Raw genomic sequence first — 22,875 nt, 5'->3', positions numbered from 1 at the left:
CCCTCGACGACGTCGCCGACAAGGTCTACACCCGCGACATCTACGGACGGGACTGAGCGATGCGCGTGCTGGTCACCGGCGGCGCCGGCTTCATCGGCGCCAACTTCGTGCACCAGACGGTGCGCGAGCGCCCCGACGCGCGGGTCACGGTGCTCGACGCCCTCACCTACGCAGGCGACCGCACCTCGCTCGACCCGGTCGCGGACCAGGTCGAGCTGATCGAGGGCTCGATCACCGACGCACCGCTCGTCGACCGCCTCGTGGGGGAGTCGGACCTGGTGGTCCACTTCGCCGCCGAGTCGCACAACGACAACTCGCTGAACGACCCGTCGCCGTTCGTGCAGACCAACCTGGTGGGCACGTTCACGCTGCTGGAGGCGGTGCGCAGGCACGGGGTGCGGTTCCACCACATCTCGACCGACGAGGTCTACGGCGACCTGCCGCTCGACACCCCGGAGCGGTTCACACCGGACACCCCGTACAACCCGTCGTCGCCGTACTCCTCGACCAAGGCGGGCTCGGACCTGCTGGTCAGGGCCTGGGTGCGGTCGTTCGGCGTGCGGGCGACCATCTCGAACTGCTCCAACAACTACGGTCCGTACCAGCACATCGAGAAGTTCATCCCGCGGCAGGTCACCAACCTGATCGACGGCGTGCGCCCCCGCCTGTACGGCGCCGGCCTCAACGTGCGCGACTGGATCCACGTCGACGACCACAACAGCGCGGTCTGGGCCATCATCGAGAAGGGCGTCATCGGCGAGACGTACCTGATCGGGGCCGACGGGGAGACCAGCAACCTGGACGTGGTGCGCACCCTGCTGGAGATCTTCGGGCGCGACGCCGACGACTACGACCACGTGACCGACCGGCCGGGGCACGACCTGCGGTACGCGATCGACGCGAGCCGGCTGCGCACGGAGCTGGGGTGGGCGCCGCGGTACACGGACTTCCGGGCTGGGCTGGCGGCGACCGTGGAGTGGTACCGGGAGCACGAGGCCTGGTGGAGGGGTGCGAAGGCGCTGACGGAGGCCAAGTACGCGGCTTCGGGGCAGTAGGTTTTCTTGGGTCCGGTACCCGTGGCTGGGTCCGGTCCGGGTCGCCTTTTTCGGTTGGCTGCCCCGAAGCCGGGTCTTGGCCTCCGTCAGGGCCTGGTCGCTCGGGTGGCGAGAAAAGCGTCGACCGCTCGCTGGGTGGGGAGGAGGCCTTGGGCTTGGGCCTCTGCCAAGGTCGGGGCCGCCTCGTCCTTGTCCGAGAGGAGGGGCATGAGGGGGCTGCCGTCGCGGGCGGTGGTGGGCCATTCGATGCCGAGCGCGGGGTCGAGGGGGTGGATGCCGTGCTCTCGGCCCGGGGCGTAGCCCGCGGAGCAGAGGTACAGGACGGTCGAGCTGTCCTCCAGGGACATGAACGCGTGGCCCAGGCCCTCGGACAGGTAGATCGCGCGGCGGTCGACGTCGTCCAGGAGGACGGCGTCCCAGGTGCCGAAGGTGGGCGAACCCACGCGGATGTCCACGACGACGTCGAGCACCGCACCGCTGACGCACATGACGTACTTGGCCTGGCTGGGCGGCACGTCGGCGAAGTGGATGCCGCGGAGCACCCCGGCGGCGGAGACCGAGCAGTTGGCCTGCTGGAGGTCGAAGGAGTGCCCGACGGCGTCGGCGAACGGGCCCGCCTTGAAGGCCTCCAGGAAAAGCCCGCGGGGGTCCCCGTGCTGCTTCGGTGTGATCTCGAACGCGCCGGGCACTGCCAGCTCGCGGTACTCCATGAGGCTCCTCGATTGGTTCGTCGGTGGCGCTGCGACCCTGGTTAGGATCCTAGGGTGACCAGCGGACAGAGCACGAAGCAGGGCTGGGTGGTCTTCGGCGCGGCGGGCATGCTCGGCCAGGACATGGTGGCCGCGGCGGAGGCCGCGGGACACCGCGTGACCGCGCTGCGCCGGTCCGACGTCGACATCACCTCCGCCTCGGCGGTGCTCGACGCCGTGGCCGGCCACGACGTCGTCGTCAACTGCGCGGCCTGGACCGCCGTCGACGACGCCGAGACGCACGAGCCCGAGGCCTTCGCCGCGAACGCGACGGGGCCCGCGCACCTGGCGCGTGCGGCCGCGGCGTCCGGGGCGCGCCTGGTCCACGTGTCCACGGACTACGTGTTCGACGGCGTCGCGACGGAGCCGTACGCCGAGGACGCACCGGTGGACCCGCGCTCGGCCTATGGGCGCACCAAGGCCGCGGGCGAGTGGGCGGTGCGCGCGCTCGCGCCGGACGCCCTGGTGGTGCGCACCGCCTGGCTCTACGGTGCGGGCGGCAAGTGCTTCCCGAAGACCATCGCGCGCGTCGCGGGGGAGCGGGACCGGCTCACCGTCGTGGACGACCAGACCGGGCAGCCCACCTGGACCGCAGACCTGGCCGACCTGGTCGTGCGGCTCCTCGCCGCCGGCGCGCCCGGCGGGCTGTACCACGGCACGTCGTCGGGCCAGGTGACGTGGCACGGGTTCGCCCGCGAGGTGGTCGCGGCCGCCGGGCTGACGACTCCGGTGGACCCGACGACGAGCGCCGCCTACCAGTCGCCGGCGCCCCGGCCGGCGTACTCGGTGCTGGGGCACGACCGGCTCCGGGCGGTGGGCGTGGAGCCGATCGGCGACTGGGCAGACCGCTGGAAGGCGGCGGCGGGGGCGGTGCTGGGCTGATCGAGCATCTCTTTGCCTGATTCCGCCATCTGTGTCAAGAAATCGGGTCAATATGGTTCGCGCTCTGCTAAGTTGTCGCCAGTTATCCGCTAGGTAGAGCGGAGCGTGGTGCGTGTGTGGGAGCCGTTCAGTGGGCTCGGCGCAGACCTGGATCAGCAGATCAGGGCGGCCCGGAGAAAGCTGGGCGGCTCGATCACCTCTGCTGCTCGGCTGACACCGGCCCACGTCATGGTGTGGGGCCAGTTCGCGGATGCGCCGGCCCGCGCGCTCCAGACCGGCGTCTACGGGACATCCACCGCAGCGATGCTGCTCGCGGCCCGCGGTAGGGACATGACCAGCACTGTCAGGCTGCTGCCAGGGGTCACGGAACCCTCGTCGGCCGAGTTCGACGTGTCTGATCTGTTGATCACGCACAAGGCCAGTGCTGTTGTCGAGGCGCTCAGCGCGGTGCGTTATCCCGGCGCCCACGCGACGGCGGCCTGTCTCACCCTCCTGTCGGGGGTCATCGATCGGCAGGGCTGGGGGCATCATGCGGTGCCTGGAGAGCCTGAGATGCCAAGTGTGCTTGCCACGTCCCACGCTCTGATCGCCCTTGCGGGGATCGAAGGGATCGACGAAAGCCTGCTCGAGGGGCCTGCTCTCTGGCTCAGCGGCCGCATCCTGGACGACGGGTTGCTGGGCACGCTCGAGCTTGCCTTCGCAGTGATCGCTCTCGCGAAGCTCAGGACGGCGGGCATCGGGCCTGAAGGCTCCGAAGCCCTTCGGCGCGGCGCGAACGTGCTGCGTGCAACCTTGCGACGCATGTCTGCCGATTCGATCGTGTACGAGCAAGTTCACTACTGGGTGCCCAAGCCGGGCGAGCAGCGTAACCACTACATGACGTTCCCGCTCCAGGTCGTCGTGGGTACCGCACTGCTCGAGTCAGGTGCGGGCGCGCGAGCGCGATCATCCCTGAGAGAGCTGGCGGGCAGGCTCTGTCGGGCTGTGGAGGCCGACGGAGGCCTCCGCTCCTCGCTCACCGAGCGGATCGGGGTGGTCGACGCCGGTCTGGTGGACAGGTTCTTCGCCGTGTACCTGGCTGCTCAGCCGGCACCGAGGTGGCGTCGGCGGATGTTTCTCCGCCTGGCGCGTGTGCGGTGGCTCCCGCGGACGTTGGTCTTCCTCGGGCTTGTGGTCGTTGCTTTCTGGACCTGGCGCGTCGCTTCGGGTGAGAGCGGGGGAATGTCTGCGGCATCTGTTGCGAACATCGTGTTCGCGCTGGTCACCGGAGTGCTCGGGTCCATGGCCTACTCGAGGTGGGATCGCCGCTGACTGTCAGGTGTGCCGCCAGGCCTTGCCCGGGACCGGCGTCGTCGTTCCGTCTTGGTGCAGCAGACGTACGCCTGGCGCGCTTGTGACGCGACCGATCAGGTAGCCATGTGGAAAGCGGGCGGTGGCCTCGGCGGCGGGGATCGATCCGTCGACGGTGAACGCCAGGCGGAAGTCGACCGAGTCGCCGAAGGTGATGGCCGCTGCAGGCTCGCCGACTACCGAGGCTGCCGCCGCCACGGTCCCTGAGACGGGTACCGCATGTGCGTCGAGGTCGATACCAACGCCGCTGGCCTCTGCGATCTGTTCCAGGGTGCCCTTGAGACCGTCGGAGGTGTCCTGGCACGCCGTAACGATGCCGGACGTGGCCAGCGCTGTACCGAGGCTCGTCTCGGCCCGGGGGCGGCGCCAGGCGTGGATGAGCTCCGCCTCCATCTCCGGCGTGACCCTGCCTGCTCCTGCACCGGCCGCGCGCGCCCGGAAGTACTTCATAGCGGCCCCGGCGATACCGGTCACGCCGCTGACGAAGACGTGGTCACCTGCGCGCGCTCCGCTGCGCCGGAGCGCACCACCTGGTGCGCACGCGCCCAGGGCCGTGCCCGAGAGCACGAGGGTGTCCGCGCCGCCGATGTCTCCCCCCACGCTCTCGATGCCGGCTGCCGCACAGGCCTCGTTGATCCCGGACATGACCCTGAGAAAGATCTCGTCGTCCAGCGACTTCGGATAACGCACCACGGACAGGAAGCCGATCGGCGCCGCGCCCATGGCCGCGACGTCGCTGACGTTGGCCATGACGAGGTAGTAGCCAAGATCGAACTCGTCGATGTGCCCCAGCTCGTACATGGAGAACCCGACGCCACGCACGTAGTCGCTGCCGACCACGATCTGCATCGGGCCGGAGACGTCGAAGACCGCGCAGTCGTCACGGTCCGCCGCGCGCACGCCGAGTCGTACCGTGCTCTCCGTCGCCGGGTCGACGGACCACGCCCGGGGCGTTCGACCGATCAGTGCTGTGATCAGCTCGACCCGGGTGGGCTCGTCCGAAAGCGTCACGTCATGTCCCCTGTCGTGCTTTCCTGTTCGATGAGTTGCGCCGCACTGTCGTGGCCCGTGAGCAATCGTCTGGAAGCATCCAGGGTCCGGCCGAGCAGTTCGTCGTCCGTGCGTAGTGCCCAGTCCCAGTCATAGGGTCTCGCGGAGGCATCGGTGTGGCGCGCCACGACACTACGGGCGTATTGCGGAAGGTGCGCGGGAGCGTCGAGAAGTGCGGCACGTGCTCCGTCGTGGTCCCAGTGCAGGAGGTAGTCCTGGCCTGCGTACCTCCGGGAGAACTGGGTCAGCGAATCGAGTCCTTTCAGGGATGCCCCGTAGTCGTCGTCGACGATGGGGCGAAGCTCGTTCGCAAAGGGAAACAGGTGCCAGTGCGCGTGATCGATGCATGAGCCGGCTCTCGATGAGGTTCCGCCCGAACCGTGCTCGATCACCGTGCACGCACCGAATCCGTGGCGATACCTGCGCGTCAGTTCTCCGATGACCGTTGCCGCATCGGGTCGAGCCGCCACGAAGGATGCCATTCCCGTGTGGTGGTCCCGCGGAATCAGCAGGAGATGTCCTAGTGTCATGGGTGCGTGGTCGGCGACCAGGAGCATCTCTTCCCTCGACGCGACGATGCGGTTCGCGATGAGTCGCAGGGACGAGGCCGGGGCGGCGACGACAGGGGCGCACAACTCGCAGTCGATCATTCGGAGCTGACCGGGCATGGGAAATCACCCCATAGGTAGCGAGCCTGACCGTTTTGTCCGGTTTAACATACCGTCATGACTCTGCTGCAGCAAGAGACCGAACTGCTGCCGCACGACGCGATCGTCGCGAAGGAGACGAGGCGCTTCTACGAGCGCTTCGCCGTCGAGTACGCGTCATCGATCCCGCACAACGTCACGGGTGCGATGAAGGAGTGGCTCGACGTCTTCGTGGCCGGCATCGAGCGTTCCGAACGCGTCTTCGAGATCGGATCCGGCACGGGGCGGGATGCCGCGTACCTCGAGTCGCTGGGGTATGACGTGCAGCGCTCCGAGATTGCGGAGCCGTTCCTGAAGTCTTTCCGCGAGCAGGGTGTCGAGGCGTTGAGGTTCGACGTTCTCACCGACCCGTTCCCGGCATCGCAACGTGCTGTGTTCGCGAACTCGGTGTTCTGTCATATGACTGCGCGCCAGCTAGGGCGTGCGCTCAAGAACGTGCACGACGCACTGGAGCCCGGCGGTCGGCTCGCATTCAACACCAAGGCCGATGAGGTGCGCTGGGGTGCGACGGTCAGAAATGCCCGGCTGCCGGGGTACCGCTACTTCTCGCACTGGCCGCCGAGCCTGATCCGCAGTGAGGTCGAGAACATGGGTTTCGACGTGCTGTGGTGGTCGGAGAAGCCCGCGATCCTTCGGCCCACGCCCTGGGTCAACCTGGTCGTGCGCAAACGCCAGGACTGAGATTGGCCCGGCCTTGCGTCACTGCTCCAGCAGGCCCAGGAGGTAGGTGCCGTAGCCCGACTTGGTGAGCTTCTCCGCCCGGGTGCGCAGGTCGTCGTCCGACAGGAAGCCGCGCCGCCAGGCGACCTCCTCGGGTGCGCCGATCTTCAGGCCCTGGCGTCGCTCGATGGTGCGCACGTAGTCGGAGGCCTCCAGCAGCGAGTCGAAGGTGCCGGTGTCGAGCCAGGCCGTGCCGCGGGGGAGCACCTCGACCTGGAGCCGGCCCTGGCGCAGGTACTCGGCGTTGACGTCGGTGATCTCGTACTCGCCGCGCGCCGAGGGCTTGAGGCCCTTGGCGATCTCGACGACGTCGTTGTCGTAGAAGTACAGGCCGGGCACCGCGTAGCTGGACCTCGGCCGAGCGGGCTTCTCCTCCAGGGAGAGTGCCTTGCCGTCGTCGTCGAACTCGACCACGCCGTAGGCGGTGGGGTCGGCGACCCGGTAGGCGAAGACGGCACCGCCGTCGAGGTCGGCGAAGCGCATGAGCTGATGGCCCAGACCGGGGCCGTAGAAGATGTTGTCGCCCAGCACGAGCGCCGCGGACTCGCTGCCGAGGAACTCCTCGCCGAGCACGAAGGCCTGGGCGAGCCCGTCGGGCGACGGCTGCGCCGTGTAGGTGATCGAGATGCCGAACTGGGAGCCGTCGCCGAGGAGGCGCCGGAACTGCTCGGCGTCGTGCGGGGTCGTGATGACCAGGATGTCGTCGATCCCGGCCAGGATCAGCGTGGAGAGCGGGTAGTAGATCATCGGCTTGTCGTAGACCGGGACGAGCTGCTTGCTGATGCCCTGGGTGATCGGGTGCAGGCGAGTGCCCGAACCGCCGGCGAGAATTATTCCGCGCATGAGGCGGATCCTCCCACGCCTCGGGTGGCCAGGGCCGTCGAAGACGCTCCCGACGAGCGAGTTCTTCCGGACTTCCATCCGTAAACATCTCTCATCAGGAAATCTCCGCGAGGATTCACCCGGATGAAATCCGATTGCCGGAGGAGCGGCTCTTGCGCAGCTCAGGGCGGGGTGAACCACGGGTGATCTCTTTCCGAGGGTGATGCGTCGGATACCGCCAGGGCGGTAGTCAGTTGCATATGCACGGACCTGAAGGAGTCGGTGACCTGCTCACCGCGCCGAACCCCGCCGAACCCGAATCGCAGTCCACCGGCCGTCGTCGCCGGAGCAAGGGCTTCGTGGCGGCGATCGTCATCGGCGCCCTGGTGCTGGTCGGCGGGAGCGGGGCCATGGCGTACTACGGGTACCGGATCGCGCTCGACGAGAAGATCGAGCGCATCGACGACCCCTTCGCCGACCTCGACGACGCGTCCCGTCCCGAGCCGGCGCCCCTGGAGGGCACCACGGCACCCGTGAACATCCTGGCGCTCGGCTCCGACAGCCGGATCTCGGCGGGCAACCCGTCCGACTGGAAGGTAGGCGCCCAGCGCACGGACGCGATCCTGCTGCTCCACCTGTCCGCCGACCGGAAGTCGGCCGCCGCGATCTCGATCCCGCGTGACTCCTGGGTGGACATCCCCGGCGTCGGCGAGGGCAAGATCAACGCCGCGTTCTCCTACGGCGGCCCGGCACTGATGATCCAGACGGTGGAGCAGCTCACCGGCGTGCGGATCGACCACTTCGCGGTGAGCGACTTCGAGTCGTTCACGACGCTCACCGACACCCTCGGTGGCGTCGAGATCAAGGTGCCCGACGGCGCCGGCGGGTCGGTCGAGCAGGAGATGACGGGCAAGGAGGCGCTGGAGTTCACGCGCGAGCGGTACGCGCTGGCGAACGGCGACTTCGGACGCGTGCAGCGGCAGCAGGCCTGGATGCGGGCGATCGCGACCAAGGCCACCCAGGACAAGAGCGACCTGCTCAAGATGTCCCGGTTCCTGGAGGCCGCCGTCCGGGCGGTCGCCGTCGACGAGGACCTGACGATCGACCGGATGCTGGAGCTGGCAGTCAGCGCCAAGGATCTCTCCACCGGTGACATCACCTTCATGACCGCGCCTTACGCGGGCACCGGCCGCAGCGCCGACGGGCAGTCGATCGTGCTGCTCGACCGGGAAGCGCTCGACCCGCTCATGCAGGCCGTGGCGAAGGACGACCTGCCCGACTACCTGGCCGGGTCGCCGGGCGGGATCGACATGCTGCCGGACGTCGTGGAGTAGGCCTGCTGGTTGCCGTTCTGCACCGGCTTCCGGTGCGGAAATATCGCCCGGGTGAACATCGACGCCTTTCACCCGCTATCAGCAATGGGTGGGTATGGGCCGCTTGTAGCATCAGGTCACCAATGGCGCATCCTGAACTCCGGCACCTTCCTTTTCGCGCCTGGCAGGTGCCCATCTCACTCATTGCTCTCGGGCAGACAAGGACATTCTTGCCGTGAAGGATCGCGCGTCGGGCGGGGTGCGTAGGCTCCGTCGCGCGCTGTGGCACCTGCGGCACGGCGGCGTCGAGCAGCTGCGGACGCACCTGGTCAGGCAGCGCATACCGTTGGCCGCGCAGGTGGGCGGGGCACGGCAGACCAGGAACGGCCTCACGTTCGACCCGTGGCCCGCGCGTCCGGTGTCCGGTCTGGCGGCGGACGGCGGCGCGGCTGGGCCCACCGCCGTCGGCGGACCACGAGACCTGCGCGTCGGCGTGATCCTGGACGACTTCTCGCGGCTCGCGTTCGCGCCCGAGTGGGACCAGGTCGCCGTCACCCCCGCTACCTGGCGGGACGAGCTGTCCGCCGGCCTGGACCTCCTGTTCGTGGAGTCCGCGTGGAACGGCAACGGCGGTGCGTGGCAGTACCACCTCACGGGGACGTCGGCCCCGCGGCCCGCGTTCGCCGAGCTCGTCGAGGCCTGCCGTGCGGCGGGCGTGCCCACGGTGTTCTGGAACAAGGAGGACCCGGTCCACTTCGAGGACTTCCTCGACGCGGCCCGGCTGTTCGACCGGGTCTACACCACCGACGTCGACCGGCTGCCCGCCTACACCGAGGCGCTGGGCCACGACCGGGTGGGCGTGCTGGAGTTCGCCGCGCAGCCCTCGGTCCACAATCCCGTGCGCCTGCACGGCCGGGGCCCGGAGCGGGACGTCGCGTTCGCCGGGATGTACTTCGCGCACAAGTACCCGGAGCGGCGTGAGCAGATGGACCTGCTGCTCGGCGCCGCCCTCGACGTGTCGCCGACGATGGAGCACGGGCTGGAGATCTTCAGCCGGTTCCGTGGCAGGGACGATAAGTATCAGTTCCCGGCGCCGCTGGACGGCCGCGTCGTCGGCTCGCTCGACTACGACCGCATGCTCACGGCGTACCGGGAGTACAAGGTCTTCCTGAACGTGAACTCGGTGGTCGGCTCGCCGTCCATGTGCGCGCGGCGAATCTTCGAGATCACCGCCAGCGGCACGCCCGTCGTCTCCACGCCGAGCGCGGCCGTGGGAGAGTTCTTCCCGCCGGACGAGGTCTTCGTCGCCGAGACCCGCGAGGCCGGCGCGCACGCGATCCGGGCGCTCGTCCGCTCGCCGGAGCTGCGCGACCGCGCCGTCCACAAGGGCCAGCGCCGTATCTGGCGCGAGCACACCTACGCGGCGCGGTCGCAGCGGGTGCTGCACGACGCCGGGCTGGTCGCCTCTCCCGTCGTCGCGCGGCCGAGCGTGACCGCCCTGGTCTCGACGAACCGCCCGCACCAGCTCGACCACGTGCTGGCCGTACTGGGTGCCCAGGAGAGTGTGGAGGTCCAGGTCGCGCTCCTGACGCACGGCTTCGAGGCGGACGACGTCGACCTGCGCGCCCGTGCGAAGGAGGCCGGCGTCGGCTCGCTGGAGCTGCTGACCGCGCCGTCCGACGTGCCGCTGGGCTCCTGCCTGAACCTGCTGCTGGAGGCGGCCGACGGCGACGTCGTGGCCAAGATCGACGACGACGACCTGTACGGCCCCCAGTACCTGTCCGACCAGCTCCACGCGCTGGCGTACTCCGGCGCGGACGTGGTGGGCAAGCAGGCGCACTACATGTACCTGGAGGGGGCTGACGCCACGATCCTGCGGTTCGCGGACCGAGAGCACCGGTACACGGACCGCGTGATGGGGCCGACGATCGTCGCTGGGCGTGAGATCGCTTCCAAGATCCGGTTCCGCTCGCTGGAGCGTGGCGAGGACACCGCGTTCCTCACGGACGTCGTGGAGGCGGGCGGGATCGTCTACTCCGCCGACCGGTTCAACTTCGTCCAGGTGCGATCGGCCCCGGGTGGGCACTCCTGGACGGTCAGCGAGGCCGAGCTGCTCGCGAGCGGCCAGGTCCAGCACTTCGGGCGTGCGGCGACGCACGTCATGTTCTGAGCGTACGAAAGAGGGAGTTCATGGGTATCAGCACCGTCGCGGTGGTCGGCCTCGGGTACATCGGCCTGCCTACGGCTGCGATCCTGGCCGCCAACGGCGTGCCCGTGACGGGCGTCGACGTGAGTTCCGCGACCGTGGGCGCGGTGAACCGCGGCCAGGTGCCGTTCGTCGAGCCCGACCTGGCTGGATACGTATCAGATGGGGTTGCCTCGGGCCGGCTGCGGGCGGTGTCGGCGCCTGAGCCGGCGGATGCCTACATCGTGGCCGTGCCCACGCCGTTCATGGACGACCACAAGCCCGACCTCTCGTACATCAAGGCTGCGGCCGAGGCAATCGCCCCCGTGTTGCGCGGCGGTGAGCTGATCGTCCTCGAGTCCACGTCGCCGCCCGGGACCACCCGGCGCATGGCGGAATGGGTGCTGGACAAGCGTCCCGACCTCAGCCTGGACGGCTCGGGCGACCGCCCCGTCATCTGGTTCGCCCACTGCCCCGAGCGGGTGCTGCCCGGCCGGATCATGGTCGAGCTCGTCACTAACGACCGCATCGTCGGCGGCCTCACACCCGAGGCCGTGCAGCGGGCCCGCGAGCTGTATCAGGTGTTCTGCCAGGGCGAGATCCTGCTGACCGACGCCGTGACGGCCGAGACGGCCAAGCTCGTCGAGAACTCGTTCCGGGACGTGAACATCGCGTTCGCCAACGAGCTGTCGCTCGTCGCGGACAAGCTGGGAGTCGACGTCTGGGAGCTCATCCGGCTCGCGAACCACCACCCGCGGGTCAACATCCTGCAGCCCGGTCCCGGTGTCGGCGGGCACTGCATCGCCGTCGACCCGTGGTTCATCGTGGACGCGGCGCCCGAGGAGGCGCGCCTGATCCGGACGGCGCGCGAGGTCAACGACCACAAGCCGCGCTGGGTGCTGCACAAGGTGGTCGACGCGGTCGCGGACCTTGGCGTGCCCAACCCGGTGATCGCCGCCTACGGGCTGGCGTTCAAGCCGAACATCGACGACCTGCGTGAGTCGCCGGCCATGATGATCACCACCGAGATCGCGCGGACGTTCCCGCACGCGACGGTGCTGGCCGTGGAGCCGCACGTGGACGAGCTTCCGGCGAAGCTCGCCGACCTGCCGAACGTGCGGTTGGCGGACACCGAGGAGGCGCTCGCGGCCGGGCAGGTGCACGTGCTGCTGGTGGACCACACGCAGTTCCGTGCGCTCGCCGGCCCTCTGGCGGGTGCGCGCGTGGTGGACACGCGGGGGATCCTGCGTTGAGCCGGCTCGCCCGGTTCCGCCGTCGGGGAGTGGCCGTCGCCGTGACGGCCGCGCTCGTCGTCGTGTCTGCCGCTGTGCTGACGCTCGGCCTGGTCGGGGTGCGGCCGAGCCCTTGGCTGGTGTTCGCGGGTGTGCTGGGCGTGCTGGTGTCCGTGAGTGTCCTCGTGGCCGGAGCCGTGTCGTGGTTGTCCGCGCGGACCGAGGCACGACTGCGGCAGCGGATCGACCGCCTCGAGGCGACGGTGCAGGACACGCGGTCGAAGGCCTCGCGGCACGAGTGGGTGCAGGAGCAGGCGCTCGAACGGATCGAGCGGACGAGCCGAGAGGCGGCGACCGGGGCGTCGCAGACGGCCTGGGCCACGTGGCGCGGACTCGCTCCCGTGGATGCGGTCCTCGCTGCCGATGCTGCGCCGCGCGTGCTCTTCGTGACCAGCAACGGGGGCGGCATGGGGCACATCGCCCGGTGCGCCGCGGTACTCCGGCACGCCGGCAGCACGCTCGACGGCCGGATCCTCACCCTCTCGACGGCGGCCTCGACGGTCGCCGCCGCGGGCTACGACGTGGCGTACTTCCCGAGCCAGACCGCTGCGGGTATCGGCCAGGACCAGTGGCGCAGGCGGTTCACACGTCGGCTCCTCGACGAGGTCGCCGCGTACCGCCCCACGTCGATCGTCTTCGACGGCACGTGGGTGTACCCGTCGCTGACGGACGTCGCGGACCTGGCCGGCCTGCCGCTGGTGTGGCTGCGTCGCGGGCTGTGGCGCGAGGGCACCGACCTGACGCAGGTGCGGAGCTGGCGTGACCACGTCACCTCGGTGATCGTGCCGGGCGACATCGCCGAGACGCAAGGGACCGCACCGGAGGTCTTCCGGGACGCGACGTGGATCGACCCGGTCTCCCTCGCACCTGCCGCGCTGATGTCGCGGGACAAGGCCCTCGCCTCGCTCGGGCTGGACCCGGAGCAGCGGTACGCGCTCGTGCAGCTCTCCGGCGGCAACGGTGACGGGTCGGCCACGGCGGCTGCCGTAGACGCGGTCCGGAGCCGGACGAACGTCGTCCCGGTGGTCATGCGCTCACCGCTGCTTGCCGGCGGTGCCGTCCGGGGTGCGGTCGAGCTCGACGGACGCTTCCCGCTCGTGGATCTTGCGGCCGCATGGGAGTTCACGGTGACCGGTGCCGGCTACAACTCGGTCCACGAAAACCTCCACACCGGTGTGCCGGGGATCTATCTGCCGAGCACGTCGACGATCACCGACGACCAGGTCCGGCGCGCCGAGAGGGTCGACGAGCTCGGGCTCGGCGTCTGCGTCGACGGCACTGAGCACCTCGGCGACGTGGTGAGCCGACTCGATTCTTCCGCCGTGCGCGAGCAGATCTCGGGCCGCATCAAGGAATATTCGTCGGTCAATGGCGCTGCGAAGGCCGGTGGTGCGATCTCTTCCTCGCACACAGACCTTTCCGGATCCGATCCGTCCCATCCTTAGAAACATCCCAGAGAGTCAACAGAGGAGAATTGTGAACAGGCTGCGAGTGCTGGTCGTCGCGGGCGTCGGGGTCTTCGTCACGGCGATGGTCGCCAGTGCTGTATTTCTGCCGGTCCAGGTCTTGATCGTGATCGCTGTGACGGGTCTGTCGTGTGTTGTCGTGGGTACGGGGTACGCCGGCATCAAGCAGACCCAACGTGCGAAGACGAGCATCTCGGGCGAGATCACGCGGCTGCAGAGGCAGGTGGACGAGCTGCGGAAGGAGTCGACGAAGGCCACGAGCGAGCTGGTCCGCGTCCGTGATCGCGACGCGCGTCTGCTGAACGAGCTGAATCAGCGCACCCAGCGCATCCGCGAAGTGGTGACGAAGTCGGTGGACGTCAACGCCCATGAGCGCAAGCAGGTCTCGACGGTGCTCACCCACCTGATGCGTGACCGGCAGGGTGTCGCCGTGGTCCCGGCAGGTCGGGGCTCCAACGGTGAGGAGTCCCGCGATGTCTGAGAAGAATGTCGTGGAGACCCGCCGGATCAATGCGTTCGGGAATTCGGTCGAGATCTCGGGGTACTCCGGCGACTACGTCTTCGAGCAGATCCGTCGGCATGAGACGTTCTACGAGCGGGACCTGCTCGATCTGCTCGCTTCCATCAACGTGAAGAACGGTCTCCTCGTCGACGTGGGGGCGAATCTCGGGAACCACACGCTGTTCCTGGCGCTGGCCTATCCGGGGCTGCGGGTGGTCGCGGTCGAGCCGTTCGAGAAGAACCTTGAGCTGCTGCGGCGGAATGTCGAGCAGAACGGGCTGAATGACCGTGTCGATGTCGTCGACGTGCCGTGGAGTGGCTCCAGCCGCGAGTACTCCCTGCTGCAGCGCATCGAGGGCAACCTGGGGACGATCTCGCTGTCGGAGCCGGCGACCGACCGTCCAACGGTGATCTCCGGGACGATGGACGACCACGTGGCCGGGCGGCCGGTGGCGATCGTCAAGATCGATGTCGAGGGCCATGAGACACAGGTGCTGCGCGGCGCGTCCCGCACCCTCGAGGCGAGCCATCCCGTTGTCGTCACCGAGGCCCACGATCCCGTCGCTCTGCGGGAGATCGAGGAGATGCTTGTTCCCCTCGGGTACGAGGCCGTCGCCGTCCGCGGCCGCTCACGCAACTTCGTCTGGTTGGCGGCCGGCGAAACCCTCGGCGCGGACGAGGTGCGGGCGATCACCCGGAGGGCCGGCGTCGAGACCATGGTCCTGGAGCGGAGCGATGTCGCTCGCGGTTTCGACACGGTCTATCGGCGCATCGACGAGTCCCGCAAGGGTGGGGTCACGGCTGAGGAGGTCAGGTCAGCGGTCGACGCGTCGCTGAGCGAGGCGAGGACGGCCGACGGGGCCTGGCGGGATCGGATGGAGAGCGGGTTCGTCGAGGAGTTGGAATTGCACAGGCGGGTTGAGGATCACATGGCTGGTGACCTGGAGTGGCGCCAGACGATGGAGTCCCAGTTGGAGGCGCTGGTCGCCGGACAGAAGCAGGCGGACACAGAGCGGCGTGCAGAGGTGAAGACCTGGCAGGCGGCCTACCAGAGCCTGTCGAGGCTGACGGGTGACCTGGCACCGGAGGTGTGGACCCACGTCGAGATGGACGGTGAGGTTGCCGCCACCCGGTCACGGGCGCGGGAAGGGGTGGACGGTCCCCGCGACGTCACCCCGCAGCGCGACCGGGACCGGGTCCGCGTCGGGATCGCCACCATGCCTGGTCGTGAGGAAGGGCTGGCCGCCGTGCTCGCGTCCCTGCACGCCCAGGCCGACGAGATCTTCGTCTACCTGAACGGGTACGAGCGGCCCGCGGATAGCCTCCCCGCCTACACCAACGTGACGTATCTGACCGGGGAGGACCTGGGCGACCGCGGAAAGTTCGTCGCGCTCGAAGGCTTCTCCGGCTACTACCTCACGTGTGACGACGACATCGCCTACCCGAAGTTCTATGTCGACCACATCGTCGCCGGTATCGAGCGGCACGGTCGACGTCGAGCGGTCGCCTGGCACGGATCTGTGTTCAAGGCACCGTTCGACAACTATTACGACCCGAGCTGCAGGCGTGTCTTCGCCTTCTACGCCCACCGGCCCGGTGACACGCCGGTCCATCTCGTCGGCACCGGTGTCACCGGCTTCCACACCTCGACGATCCAGTTCGCGATGGCTGACATGCCCGTGGCGAACATGGCCGACGTGTGGTTCGCGATCCGGGCCCGGGAACAGTCCGTCGGGCTGACCGTGCTGGCGCACGAACGAGACTGGGCCAAGCCGCTCGACAAGGAGGCCGCGTCGATCTCCAACTCGTCGCTCGGCCGGCGGGACACCGAGGCAGCCCTCGACATGCGTGCGATCGTGACCGACGAGGTGGCGACCCGGATGCCCTGGCCGCAGCTCGACGGGCCTGCTCCCGCGCCGAAGGCGCAGCTCCGGCTGGGGATCATCGGACGGACCGACCGCGCCCGATGGAAAAAGGGGGGAATCCTCAAGTCGTGCCACCTGATGGCGGAGACGCTGCGCCGGTTCGGCGCGGAGACCGAGCTCGCGGACATCGAGACCGGGGACCCGACCGGGTTCGGGGGCTTCGAACCGAACGTCGTCATGATCTACGTCGGTGACCCGAACCGTCCTGACTATGCCAAGGTCGACGAGTACATCGCGCACCACGCCGCGCTCGGGCGTGCACTGATCGTGAACATGTCCCTGGAGGGGCACCAGGAGCGGACGGAGTGGATCCGCGACCGGCTGCTCTACTGGCGCGGGGTCTATCCCGGTCAGGTCTATGCGATGGTGTTCACGAACGCGGCGAAGCACCTTCCCGAGTTCGCCGCGGTCCAGGACCAGATCGTCGTCATCCCCAAGACCATCGAGACGCTCGCTCCGGAACCGGTCACGTTCGAGGGCACCGAAGGTGTGTTCGTGGGCGACGTCGCCAAGCTCGTCGATCCGCGGATCATCGAGGGTGACATCCACGAGTGGTTGGGCGCGCTCCGCAAGGCGCTTCCGGGTGTCCCGCTCTACGCGGTCCAGCAGTACAAGCCCAAGTACGACGTCGACCTGGGGATCGACCACGTCTGGCCGTTCATGAAGGACGACATGTCCCAGAAGATGTCGTCGATGAGGATGATGGTCTCGTTCGCAGCGAACCTGACCTTTGAGATGGTGCCGCTGGAGGTGGCGTCACTCGGTGTCCCGGTCGTGCACCGGGTCATGCCGCACTCGCTCTCGGAGTACTTCGGCGTCTCGGCGCTCGAGGTCGGGACACCGAGCGACCTGGCCGCTCTGGTTGGCGAGGTCTACCACAACCCTCTTGTGTGGCGTTCCTTCAGCGACGCCGGCGCACATCGCGCCCGCAGCCTCCGTCTGGGATCGACCTCCGGGTACTTCTACGTGCAGCTGTTGCGCATCGCGAAGTCGGTCGCACGGTGACGGGACCCCATCGCAGTCCCAGGCTCGAAGGTTCCTCCGGGACGGGTGGCATCGTTCATGCCGAGCCCGAGGTGGTCCTGAGGGACGTCCAGGTCAAGGGAACTGTCTGGGTGGGATTCGCGACCTACATGAACGGGGGCCGGATCAGGGGATACACGGAGATCGGCCGGTTCTGCTCGATCGGGCGAGACGTGACGATCGGTACTGCCCACCACGATCTCGATCATTTCTCGACGTCGCCGTGGCTTGCCCGGACCGTGCCGGGTGGCTCGATGCGGCTCGCGCAGCAGGAGCCGCAGCGCCGTGTCGTGATCGGTCACGACTGCTGGATCGGCGATGGCGTCAAGATCGTGTCCGGGGTTCGAGTCGGAACGGGAGCGATCATCGGCGCCGGTGCCGTCGTCACCAAGGACGTGGCGCCGTTCTCCGTCGTGGGCGGCATCCCGGCTCGTCTCATCCGCCCGCGGCTTCCGGCGGAAACCGCTTCGCGGCTCCTCGCCAGCGAATGGTGGGAGTGCGATCCGCATGACCTGAAGTCGGTGTCAGAGCTGTCGGTCGAGGAGTTCGTCGAGTGGTCGAACGACCAGTCGCCCGCACAGGCCGGAACGTTTCCGCGTACCGCGCTGCCGACCGACGGTGGCAGCCAGCTGCACGATCGCTGATACTCGCGGCCGAGCACGGGTGTCGCGCCTCCGTCGGGAGGTGCGGCACCCGTCTCGTTTGTGCCGGCCTACTTCGTGTTGATCGCGACCAGCTTCTTGAGGTCCCGCCAGGCGTCGAGACGTCGGCTGAGGGTGTCCTCCATGAAGGCGATGTCGTCCTCGAACAGCTCAAGAAGTATCGCGATCTCCTGCGCCGAGACCTGGCCGGACTTCTTCATCGCCGCGACCCAGGGCTTGTGGTTCACCCGGCGCTTGAGCGTCGCCTTCGCCCAGAACTCGGGACTCTCGGCAAGCCCGAGCGCCTGGAGGAGGCGGGCGACCACGGCCTGCGGATCTCCGACGATGTCGTCGTAGAGGCTGACGTGCAGTCGGCTTGCGCCGATCGCCGTGGACCACGCCTCGTAGTGTCGCCGATAGTGGCTGAGATCGATGATGCCCAGGGACGCGGGCGCGCGGAAGATCGACTGCTGAGAGAGGTCGAGCTGGCCGTTGGCGACAGCGGTCCAGTACGCGGATACCGTTCGCGACACCGGGTCGCGCAACGACAGCAGGAGCGGGGCGTTCGGGTCCAGCATCTCCGCGATGTTGGACGCGGTCGGTGCACGGCGAGGTGACCGGTAGTTCCCGAGGCCTTCCCAGAAGTAGAGCACCGAGCGCTCGCCCCGTCGGTATTTTCCGGCTCCCGCGTCGAACGCGCCGAGATAGGCGTCCCTCTCCTTCGGATCGGCCAGGCGCTTCTGATCGTTGAAGAAGTTGCTCGCTGCTCCTCCGGAGGTCACGAAGACGTCGGGATGATAGGAGAGCTGCTTCTCGATCCAGGCAGTACCGCTTCGCTTTGCCCCCGCGATGAGGAAGTTGGGTCCACGGCCCTCGGGGAGTCGGTCCAGGCGGTCGGACGCCTGAGGGCTCGAAGCCGCCACTGCCGGTGCACGCTCGGCCAGCCTGGCGCTCGGCCCCGTAACGGGCGACGAGGCAGAGCTTGCCGACGCCGACGCCGCACCCGGCCCCCACACCACCCGCCCCTCGGTCCCGGTCAGCCGGCGCACGATCTCCAGGTACACCTTCTCCGCGTAGTGGAACGGTGCGTCCCCCCACGGGTGGTGCGGCCCGGACATGACCTCGGCAGGGTCCAGCGACACCACGTGCGCGCCGAGCGCCTGCGCCGCGACCTGCACATACGGCCGGAAGATCGAGTTGGCGTCGGCCGCGCGCACGCCGAAGCTGTCCGGCGTCTGCGCCCCGCTCTCCGACCACTCCGCCCACGCGATGTCGAGCAGCACGACGGTGGCCTGCGGCATGTAGTGCTGGAAGCGCTCGCCGATGTAGTTCATCGCCGTCGTCCAGTACTCGAAGTGCTGCTGGGTACCGAACGCGATGTGCTGGCTGCCCTGGGGCAGGTACTGCTCGGCACCGGACTCGATGAGCTCGACCGAGCGGGTCACCATGGACCCGTCGGGCAGCAGGTAGGCGCCGAGCCGCTCGTCGGTCAGGTCGACGAGCACCAGGTCGGTCGCCGAGCCGTGGGTGGACAGCAGCGACCGGAGGCTGGACGAGAAGTCACCGGTGACCATGCGCTGCTGGAACCGGGACTCCAGCGTCGGCGGGGCCATGGCCTCCACCGGCTTGGTGTACGCGCTCAGCACCGACTGCCGCGCCACGTACTCGACCAGCTCGAACTGCTCCGGATCGAAATGCTCGAACGTGTCCCGCGACACGCACGAGCCGTAGATAAAGACCCTGGTCTTGCTCATGCTCCACCCTCTGCAGTAACGGCAGTGAATTCTTCCGACAGGTCGAGGTCCGGCAGCAGGCCGGGCAGCTCGGGCGCGAGCATGCGCGCCGTCGCGTCCAGCACGCGGATCGCGCTTCGTCCGTCGCCGTACGGGTTGATGGCCTGCGCCATGAGCTCGTAGGCGGCGTCGTCGGTCATCAGCCGGTGCACCTCGGCCACGATGCGGTCCTCGGCGGTGCCGATCAGGCGCGCGGTACCGGCCTCGACCGCCTCGGGACGCTCCGTGTTCTCCCGCATGACGAGCACCGGCTTGCCCAGGCTGGGCGCCTCCTCCTGGAGTCCGCCCGAATCGGTGAGCACCACCGTGGACAGGGACAGCAGGTGCGTGAACTCGCCGTAGCCGAGCGGCTCGGTCACGGTGACGTTCGGCAGCCCGTCGAGGTGCGGCAGCACGGCGTCGCGCACCACGGGGTTGCGGTGCACGGGCAGCACGATCGCGGACTCGGGGAACCGCCGTGCGATACGTGCCAACGCGCGGCCGACGCCCTCCATCGCCGCGCCCCAGTTCTCCCGGCGGTGCGTCGTCACGAGCACGATCCGGCGGCCCGACGCCGCGACGCGCGCCAGGGCCGGGTCGGCGAACGCCGTCCGGCGCTCCACGGCCAGGTACAGGGCGTCGATCACCGTGTTGCCCGTCACGACGATGTCCTCCAGCGGGACGCCCTCGGCCACCAGGTTCGCGAGGCTGCGCAGGGTCGGCGCGAGGTGCAACGACGCGATCTGCGAGGTGATCTTGCGGTTCGCCTCCTCCGGGAACGGCGACGTGATGTCGCCACTGCGCAGGCCGGCCTCCAGGTGCACCACCGGGATCTGCCGGTAGAACGCGGCCAGCGCGGCCGCAGTCGACGTCGAGGTGTCGCCCTGCACCAGGACGACGTCGGGCCGGCGGGCCTCCAGGATCGGGTCGAGCCGCCCCATGACGCGCGCGACGATCTCCCCGAGCGTCTGCCCGTGGCTCATGATGTCGAGGTCGTGGTCCGGCACGATGCCGAAGACCTCGTTGACCTGGTCGAGCATCTCCCGGTGCTGCCCGGTCACGACCGTCACCGACTCGAAGCGGTCGTCAGCCTCCAGCGCCGTGATGACCGGGGCCACCTTGATGGCCTCCGGACGCGTCCCGTAGATGGTCATGACGAGGGGGCGACTCACAGGTCGTTCCTTTCCGCACGGATGGCCGCTGCGCGTTCCGCTGCGGCCCTGGCCTGCTTGGCGTCGCGGCCCGTCGGCCGCGCATGCCGTTCCCGCACCCGCCCCCTGGGTGGTTCCGGCGTGTCGAACCGCACCTGCGTCTCGCGCCGCTCGGCGAACGCCTCCTCGAGGATCCGCTTGGCCTCCTCGGGCTTGTCCTTGGCGAAGGCCCACGCCCACTTGCGGTAGCGGACGGCGACGTCCTGCGCCTCGCCGTCGAGCACCAGGCGGCCGTGGTGCAGCCAGATGGCACGGGTGCAGGACTCCTCGATGGTCTGGGCCGCGTGGCTCACCAGGAACACCGTGCCCGCCTGCTCGCGGAGCCTGGTCATCCGGGCCTCGCTGCGCTCCTTGAACGCCGCGTCGCCCGTGGCCAGGGCCTCGTCGATGAGCAGGATGTGCGGGCGCGCCGCCGTCGCGATGGCGAAGCGCAGGCGCGCCGCCATGCCCGACGAGTAGGTACGCATGGGCAGGTAGATGGACTTGCCCAGGCCGGCCAGCTCGATCACGTCGGGGATCGCGGCCTGTGCCTCGGCGGGGGAGAGGCCCATCGCCAGGCAGCCCAGGCGCACGTTCTCCTCGCCCGGCAGGTCCGGGACCAGGGCCGCGTTCACGCCGATGAGCACGGGCGTGCTCTCCGCCAGCACCTGTCCCTTGGTGGGCTTCTCCAGCCCGGCGATGATGCGCAGCAGCGTGCTCTTGCCGGAGCCGTTCTGCCCCACGAGGCCGATCTGCTCGCCGGAGTTGGCGACGAACGAGATGTCCGTCAGGGCGCGCACGGTCACCTTGGGCTCCTGGCCCATGACGTTCAGCACGGCCCGCTTCACCTTGGCCCGGCGGCCGTGGCTCGTGTCCGTGGACGGTGTCCGGTAGAACATCCGCAGCCCCTGCACGGCCACCGTGGGCCACAGCACGGGGGTGCTTCCTGACTTCGGCCGGACGGCGGCGAGCTGGCCGGTGTGCGGCGGGGCCTGCACCGACATCGGGATGGCGCCGGTGAGCGGTCGCGTGGCCGCCGGACCGGCGGCCGGAGCGGACGGCAGACCGCCGCCCTGGTTCAGCGGCGGCGGCATCGGGTAGTCGAGATCAGCGGCCATAGCTCTCCTCCGCCCGCCAGAAGACGACGAACCCGATCACCAGCGTGCCGACGGCCCAGCCGCCCAGCACGACCCAGCGCATCGGGTCGGGCGTCGTCGCGTACAGGACGCAGTCCCGCACGATGTCGAGCACGATGAACATGGGGTTCGCCTCGAGCCACACCTTCAGCTCCGGGTCGTTGGCGAGGAGCCGGTCGAACGAGAAGAACACCGCCGACGCGTACAGCCAGACGCGCATCGCCATGCCGATGAGGTTGGTGATGTCCGGCAGCGCGGCCGCCCACCGGGCGACCAGGAGCGAGAGTCCGGTGGTGAACATGACCTGGAGCGCCAGGGCGCCGGCGACCAGGGCGATGCGCCAGGTGTACTCCTCGGCCGGGGGCATGAAGTAGATCAGCGCGGCGAGGGTGACCAGCGTGGGGCCCAGGTTCAGCAGGTTGCGCAGCACCACGGAGATCGGCAGCGCCGCCCGCGGGAACGTGAACGCCCGGATCAGGTTCTTCCCGGTCTGCACCGACCGCGCGCCGCCGTTGATCGACTGCGTGGTGAACTGGAACAGGAACACACCGATCAGCAGGTAGCCGAGGAAGTTCTCGATGCCGCGCTCGTTCTTCATGAGCAGCCCGAAGACCAGGTAGTAGACCGCGCCGTCGATCAGCGGGTTCAGCACCAGCCACGCCTTGCCCAGCAGGCTCTGCCGGGTGCCGCTGGCCACCTTCGCGCGGGCGTCGGCCCACAGGAAGTGCCGGCGCGCCCACAGCAGCCGCACGTACTGCCCCAGCGGCGGTCGCGCTCCCACGCGCGACAGGTTGCCGAGCGTCACCAGCTTCGTCGTCGTCGGCGAGGCGTCGAACAGCGCCGCGTACGAACCGGTCTCGGGTCCCGCGCTCACACCCTCACCCCCAGGCACTTCCGGTAGATGCCCAGGTAGGTCTCCGCGTTACGCACCCATGTCCTCTCGGTAGCCACCCCGTGGCCCAGCTCCACCAGCTCGGCCCGTCGTCCGGCGTCGGCCAGCAGGCCGCCGACGGCGTCCGCCCAGCCCGCCAGGTCGTCCGCGTCGACGTGCAGCCCCGCACCGCCCACCGCCTCGACGAGCGCGGGCAGCGCGCTC

General features: G+C 69.0%; 19 protein-coding genes and 1 pseudogene. 11 read left to right on the top strand and 9 right to left on the bottom strand.

Translation table 11 applies throughout. The features are described from left to right. Positions 1 to 59 precede the first annotated feature (59 nt). The gene (rfbB, locus tag PROKR_RS27375) at positions 60 to 1,055 is read left to right on the top strand and encodes a dTDP-glucose 4,6-dehydratase (RefSeq protein ID WP_036970210.1); all 996 of its coding nucleotides are present in this window, start codon (positions 60 to 62) and stop codon (positions 1,053 to 1,055) included. Positions 1,056 to 1,141: 86 nt separating this feature from the next. On the opposite strand, the gene PROKR_RS27370 is transcribed toward rfbB, so the two are convergent. Then, positions 1,142 to 1,765 carry a dTDP-4-dehydrorhamnose 3,5-epimerase family protein gene (locus PROKR_RS27370; protein ID WP_036970208.1) on the bottom strand — a complete coding sequence of 208 codons (624 nt, stop codon included), beginning with the start codon at positions 1,763 to 1,765 and terminating at the stop codon, positions 1,142 to 1,144. A 54-nt stretch (positions 1,766 to 1,819) separates the two neighbouring features. Here PROKR_RS27370 and rfbD point away from each other — a divergent pair, with 54 nt between their 5' ends. Together rfbD and PROKR_RS27360 are read left to right on the top strand one after the other, a co-directional pair. After that, positions 1,820 to 2,686 (top strand): dTDP-4-dehydrorhamnose reductase, encoded by an 867-nt coding sequence (rfbD, locus tag PROKR_RS27365; RefSeq protein WP_036970206.1) that lies wholly within the window; start codon positions 1,820 to 1,822, stop codon positions 2,684 to 2,686. 114 nt (positions 2,687 to 2,800) lie between these two features. Continuing rightward, positions 2,801 to 3,997, top strand: coding sequence for a hypothetical protein (locus PROKR_RS27360; RefSeq protein WP_036970205.1), 1,197 nt, complete (start codon positions 2,801 to 2,803; stop codon positions 3,995 to 3,997). Positions 3,998 to 4,000: 3 nt separating this feature from the next. Here the strand turns inward: PROKR_RS27360 and thiL are convergent, their stop codons facing one another. Next, positions 4,001 to 5,047 carry a thiamine-phosphate kinase gene (gene thiL, locus PROKR_RS27355; RefSeq protein ID WP_051433436.1) on the bottom strand — a complete coding sequence of 349 codons (1,047 nt, stop codon included), beginning with the start codon at positions 5,045 to 5,047 and terminating at the stop codon, positions 4,001 to 4,003. After that, on the bottom strand, positions 5,044 to 5,754 hold the full coding sequence (locus tag PROKR_RS27350; RefSeq protein WP_084800714.1) for an HIT family protein: 711 nt from the start codon (positions 5,752 to 5,754) through the stop codon (positions 5,044 to 5,046). Before PROKR_RS27350 ends, thiL begins: the two co-directional genes overlap by 4 nt. 57 nt (positions 5,755 to 5,811) lie before the next feature. On the opposite strand from PROKR_RS27350, the gene PROKR_RS31125 reads away from it, so the two are divergent. Then, positions 5,812 to 6,474, top strand: coding sequence for a class I SAM-dependent methyltransferase (locus PROKR_RS31125; protein WP_051433435.1), 663 nt, complete (start codon positions 5,812 to 5,814; stop codon positions 6,472 to 6,474). An 18-nt stretch (positions 6,475 to 6,492) separates the two neighbouring features. Here PROKR_RS31125 and rfbA read toward each other — a convergent pair whose 3' ends face one another. Then, positions 6,493 to 7,356 (bottom strand): glucose-1-phosphate thymidylyltransferase RfbA, encoded by an 864-nt coding sequence (rfbA, locus tag PROKR_RS27340; protein ID WP_036970200.1) that lies wholly within the window; start codon positions 7,354 to 7,356, stop codon positions 6,493 to 6,495. A 239-nt stretch (positions 7,357 to 7,595) separates the two neighbouring features. Here rfbA and PROKR_RS27335 point away from each other — a divergent pair, with 239 nt between their 5' ends. The 7 genes from PROKR_RS27335 (at position 7,596) to PROKR_RS27305 (ending at position 17,684) form a co-directional block, all read left to right on the top strand. Further along, on the top strand, positions 7,596 to 8,669 hold the full coding sequence (locus tag PROKR_RS27335; protein WP_036970197.1) for an LCP family protein: 1,074 nt from the start codon (positions 7,596 to 7,598) through the stop codon (positions 8,667 to 8,669). 214 nt (positions 8,670 to 8,883) lie between these two features. Beyond that, positions 8,884 to 10,818, top strand: a complete 1,935-nt coding sequence (locus PROKR_RS27330; protein ID WP_051433434.1) for a glycosyltransferase family protein — start codon at positions 8,884 to 8,886, stop codon at positions 10,816 to 10,818. A gap of 20 nt (positions 10,819 to 10,838) precedes the next feature. After that, positions 10,839 to 12,086: a UDP-N-acetyl-D-mannosamine dehydrogenase gene (gene wecC / locus PROKR_RS27325; protein WP_036970194.1), complete on the top strand. Its 1,248-nt coding sequence runs from the start codon at positions 10,839 to 10,841 to the stop codon at positions 12,084 to 12,086. After that, entirely contained in the window at positions 12,083 to 13,570 is a 1,488-nt protein-coding gene (locus PROKR_RS27320; RefSeq protein ID WP_157602783.1) for a hypothetical protein, read from the top strand. Before wecC ends, PROKR_RS27320 begins: the two co-directional genes overlap by 4 nt. Positions 13,571 to 13,616: 46 nt before the next feature. Continuing rightward, positions 13,617 to 14,072, top strand: a complete 456-nt coding sequence (locus tag PROKR_RS27315; RefSeq protein WP_036970189.1) for a cell division protein ZapB — start codon at positions 13,617 to 13,619, stop codon at positions 14,070 to 14,072. After that, a complete protein-coding gene (locus tag PROKR_RS27310; RefSeq protein ID WP_036970186.1) occupies positions 14,065 to 17,022 on the top strand; it encodes an FkbM family methyltransferase in 2,958 nt (985 codons plus the stop codon). The genes PROKR_RS27315 and PROKR_RS27310 overlap by 8 nt, the downstream gene beginning before the upstream one ends. A 110-nt stretch (positions 17,023 to 17,132) precedes the next feature. Then, positions 17,133 to 17,684 (top strand): CatB-related O-acetyltransferase, encoded by a 552-nt coding sequence (locus PROKR_RS27305; RefSeq protein ID WP_211240262.1) that lies wholly within the window; start codon positions 17,133 to 17,135, stop codon positions 17,682 to 17,684. Between the two features lie 68 nt (positions 17,685 to 17,752). On the opposite strand, the gene PROKR_RS27300 is transcribed toward PROKR_RS27305, so the two are convergent. The 5 genes and pseudogenes from PROKR_RS27300 to PROKR_RS27280 all read right to left on the bottom strand — a co-directional run. Then, positions 17,753 to 19,435 (bottom strand): DUF6270 domain-containing protein, encoded by a 1,683-nt coding sequence (locus PROKR_RS27300; protein WP_084800713.1) that lies wholly within the window; start codon positions 19,433 to 19,435, stop codon positions 17,753 to 17,755. Next, positions 19,432 to 20,607, bottom strand: coding sequence for a non-hydrolyzing UDP-N-acetylglucosamine 2-epimerase (wecB, locus tag PROKR_RS27295; RefSeq protein WP_036970182.1), 1,176 nt, complete (start codon positions 20,605 to 20,607; stop codon positions 19,432 to 19,434). The genes PROKR_RS27300 and wecB overlap by 4 nt, the downstream gene beginning before the upstream one ends. 14 nt (positions 20,608 to 20,621) lie before the next feature. After that, complete coding sequence (locus PROKR_RS27290; protein WP_036970180.1) at positions 20,622 to 21,761, bottom strand: ABC transporter ATP-binding protein; 1,140 nt, start codon at positions 21,759 to 21,761, stop codon at positions 20,622 to 20,624. Further along, complete coding sequence (locus tag PROKR_RS27285) at positions 21,751 to 22,653, bottom strand: ABC transporter permease (protein ID WP_084800712.1); 903 nt, start codon at positions 22,651 to 22,653, stop codon at positions 21,751 to 21,753. The genes PROKR_RS27290 and PROKR_RS27285 overlap by 11 nt, the downstream gene beginning before the upstream one ends. Continuing rightward, positions 22,650 to 22,875: pseudogene (locus PROKR_RS27280) on the bottom strand (hypothetical protein); the annotation flags it as partial. The pseudogene PROKR_RS27280 and the gene PROKR_RS27285, both read right to left, overlap by 4 nt.

The sequence above is a fragment of the Promicromonospora kroppenstedtii DSM 19349 genome, from assembly GCF_000515355.1.
In the GTDB taxonomy this organism is placed as follows: domain Bacteria; phylum Actinomycetota; class Actinomycetes; order Actinomycetales; family Cellulomonadaceae; genus Promicromonospora; species Promicromonospora kroppenstedtii.
The sequence above is the reverse complement of the archived record's forward strand: the minus strand, read 5'-3'. Positions and strand labels throughout refer to the sequence as shown.

Excerpts from the sequence above, each read along its gene's own strand:
- PROKR_RS31125 (WP_051433435.1), top strand. The coding sequence starts at position 5,812 with ATGACTCTGCTGCAGCAAGAGACCGAACTGCTGCCGCACGACGCGATC.
- wecC (WP_036970194.1), top strand. The coding sequence starts at position 10,839 with ATGGGTATCAGCACCGTCGCGGTGGTCGGCCTCGGGTACATCGGCCTG.
- wecB (WP_036970182.1), bottom strand. The coding sequence starts at position 20,607 with ATGACCATCTACGGGACGCGTCCGGAGGCCATCAAGGTGGCCCCGGTC.
- rfbA (WP_036970200.1), bottom strand. The coding sequence starts at position 7,356 with ATGCGCGGAATAATTCTCGCCGGCGGTTCGGGCACTCGCCTGCACCCG.
- PROKR_RS27290 (WP_036970180.1), bottom strand. The coding sequence starts at position 21,761 with ATGGCCGCTGATCTCGACTACCCGATGCCGCCGCCGCTGAACCAGGGC.
- rfbB (WP_036970210.1), top strand. The coding sequence starts at position 60 with ATGCGCGTGCTGGTCACCGGCGGCGCCGGCTTCATCGGCGCCAACTTC.
- PROKR_RS27300 (WP_084800713.1), bottom strand. The coding sequence starts at position 19,435 with ATGAGCAAGACCAGGGTCTTTATCTACGGCTCGTGCGTGTCGCGGGAC.
- PROKR_RS27335 (WP_036970197.1), top strand. The coding sequence starts at position 7,596 with ATGCACGGACCTGAAGGAGTCGGTGACCTGCTCACCGCGCCGAACCCC.
- PROKR_RS27370 (WP_036970208.1), bottom strand. The coding sequence starts at position 1,765 with ATGGAGTACCGCGAGCTGGCAGTGCCCGGCGCGTTCGAGATCACACCG.
- PROKR_RS27310 (WP_036970186.1), top strand. The coding sequence starts at position 14,065 with ATGTCTGAGAAGAATGTCGTGGAGACCCGCCGGATCAATGCGTTCGGG.
- PROKR_RS27350 (WP_084800714.1), bottom strand. The coding sequence starts at position 5,754 with ATGCCCGGTCAGCTCCGAATGATCGACTGCGAGTTGTGCGCCCCTGTC.